General features: G+C 70.7%; 3 protein-coding genes. 1 reads left to right on the forward strand and 2 read right to left on the reverse strand.

From position 1 onward, the window contains the following. On the forward strand, window positions 1-373 hold a 373-nt coding region (locus G6031_RS12125; RefSeq protein WP_182653393.1), incomplete at its 5' end, for an HNH endonuclease signature motif containing protein. A gap of 84 nt (window positions 374-457) precedes the next feature. Here the strand turns inward: G6031_RS12125 and G6031_RS12130 are convergent. Together G6031_RS12130 and G6031_RS12135 are read right to left on the reverse strand one after the other, a co-directional pair. Continuing rightward, window positions 458-919: a hypothetical protein gene (locus tag G6031_RS12130; protein WP_241737330.1), complete on the reverse strand. Its 462-nt coding sequence runs from the start codon at window positions 917-919 to the stop codon at window positions 458-460. 281 nt (window positions 920-1,200) lie between these two features. Continuing rightward, on the reverse strand, window positions 1,201-2,767 hold a 1,567-nt coding region (locus tag G6031_RS12135; protein WP_182653395.1), incomplete at its 5' end, for an alkaline phosphatase D family protein.

The raw sequence follows: 2,767 nt of genomic DNA on the forward strand, positions 1-2,767 counted from the left end.
GCGTGATGGGACCTGCCGCCACCCCGGCTGCACGGTCGACGCCCACGAGTGCGAGATCGACCACGTCATCGCCTTCGATCACCTGCGCCCGGAACTGGGCGGACCCACCGCCGAGTGGAACCTGATCTGCCTGTGCCGCAAGCACCACCGCGAGAAGACCTTCGGCCACTGCGCCTACCGGCCCGGACCCCTCGGCGAACTGACCATCATCACCGAAACCGGACACGAACACCGCACCACCCCACACGGCCCACTGGCCCAGGCCCGCGACCGGATCCTCGACCACCGATGGCGACAACACCTCGACCACCTCATCACCGACGACGGCCACCTCACCAACCCACCAGGCGCCCACCGCACCCACCCCGCCTGACTCCTGCACGGCTCGTGTGTGCGGCGCGTGGCGTGCCCTCGTGTCTCAGGGCGATCAGACTCAGGGCGATCAGCCGGCGGGAACTCAGCCGGGCTGATCACCCTGAGGCACCGCACCCATTCCCACACCGGGCTCGCATACCTTCCAGGCGCCGTCCTCATTGAGCATCCGTACCTGCTCCGGCGCGGACTCGTCGGAATCCGACTCCACGGTGGCGGTGGCGACATCGCCCTCGATCTCGACCCCGGTGACCTCGAGATCCTGCGGGAACGAACCCGCGATGGACTCGCGCAGCATCGCGTCGAGGTCGGTGCCGGTCTGCTCGCCGGAGGCGGTGATGTTGTCGACCAGGTCCTGCGGCACCCGGTTCTCGGCGCAGAGATGGCTGTTGAACTCGGCGAACGAGTCCGAGGCGGTCATGTCGCGGAGAGTCTGCTCGACCGCGCGCTCCGCGCGATCCGAGGACGACATCGGCCCGGCCGCGACGAGCCACACGAGTGCGGCGGCCACCACGGCTACGACGACGGCCGCCGCCACGAGCGCCACACGGAGTCCGCCTCGCCGGCCATCGCCGGTACGTGCGCCGCCGCGGGCTGCGTCTGCTGAACGCCCGCCCGTGTGATCCCCGGGATCGGGTCCGTCTTCGGGTGGCTGCTGGCTCGTCGTCGTCATCCATCACTCCCGGTACCGCGTCGTGCCCCCGGACGGGGCGCATCGACACGCCACCGTAGTCCACGACGTTGTGAGCCGTGTGTGAGTGCCGCCCCGCGGTGGCACGCGCTCATGCGCCGCCCCGGTCAGCCCCGCGTGGTTCCTGGCGAGCCGGATCAGGGCAGCAGGCCGGCCGGCTCCAGCTGATCGGTGCCGTGCCGGACCCGCCAGCTGGCGATGGGGTAGGCGCCGCTGGCGGGGTCCTCGCGCGCGACCAGCGCCCAGTAGTCGGCGTGGGCGAAGTCGGTCGTGAACTCGACCACCGTGAAGCCGTGGCGGTCCAGGTCCACCCAACGCACGTGTCGGTTGACCTGAGTGAGGGCCCCCTGCGCGGTCTGGGACAACGGGTTGCCCTCGGGGAGGTTCACCATGTCGTCGATGTTGTTGCTGGTGATCGACGGGGTGACGAACTCGATCGCGCCGACGCCCGCGCCCGGGTAGTTCGCCGGCTCGAACGGCACCTCGTTGGCCCACGAGGTGTGGATGTCGCCGGTGAGGAAGACGGTGTTGCGGGTGCCGGCGGCGCGGATCACCTCCATCAACCGGCGGCGCTCGCCCGCGTAGCCGTCCCACTGGTCGGGGTTGTAGGTGATGCCCTCGCGCGGGACGCCCAGCAACTCGGTGAGCGCGGCCGTGGTCTGTGGCTCGAGCGGGGGCAGGAGCACGGGCGTGATCATCACCGAGTTGCCGATGACGTTCCAGCGGGCGGTCGACGAACTCAGCCCGCGGGCCAGCCAGTCGAACTGGGCGGCGCCGGTCATGGTGCCGGTGACATCGATCGCGTGACCGTCGAAGCGGTCCGGTCCCTCCGTGCGGTAGGAGCGCAGGTCGAGCATGCTGATCTCGGCGAGCGAACCCCAGCGCAACCGCCGGTAGAGGTGACCGCCGTCGCGGAGGGACTCGGGGCGCACGGGCATCCACTCGAAGTAGGCCTGGGAGCTGGCGGCCTTGCGGTCGGAGAACGGTCCCTGGTGCGGATGGTGGTTCTCGGCGCCGTCGGACCAGTTGTCGTTCGCGAGCTCGTGGTCGTCCCAGGTGCAGATCCAGGGAACGTGCGCGTGCAGGGATTGCAGATCCGGGTCGGTGCGGTACTGGGCCAGGCGGATCCGGTAGTCGGCCAGCGTCACGATGTCGTGCGGGGGATCGTGGGGCCGGACCGCGCCGAACTTGCCGGTGTACTCACCACGGCCGTACTCGTAGATGTAGTCGCCCAGTTCGACGATCGCGTCGAGATCCCCGCGCGCCTCGAGGTGGCGGTAGCCGGAGAAGTAGCCCGCCTCCCAGTTGGAGCAGGAGACCACCCCGATGCGCCAGCGGCCGGAGGCGGGGAGCGCGCCGTGGGCGGGCGCGGTGCGGGTGCGGCCGGTGTGCGAGGTCTGACTAAGGGCACGGAAGCGGTAGTGGTACCAGCGGTCGGGGGCCAGGCCGGTGCAGTCGAACTTGACGGTGTGGTCGCGGCCGGCGTCGGTCACCACGGACCCTGATCGGACGACCTGGGAAAAACCGGGGTCGAGCGAGATCTCCCAGCTGACGGCGACCGGCGCCCCACGGCCGGATCCCGGGACCGCGTCCGGCGCGGGGGTGACGCGGGTCCACAGGATGACGCGATCGGGCATCGGGTCGCCGGACGCGACGCCGTGCCGGAAGACGCCCACGTCGGCACCCGCGACCGCGGGCCGGCCC

It is taken from the genome of Dietzia sp. CQ4 (genome assembly GCF_014145125.1).
GTDB classification, from domain to species: Bacteria; Actinomycetota; Actinomycetes; order Mycobacteriales; family Mycobacteriaceae; genus Dietzia; species Dietzia natronolimnaea.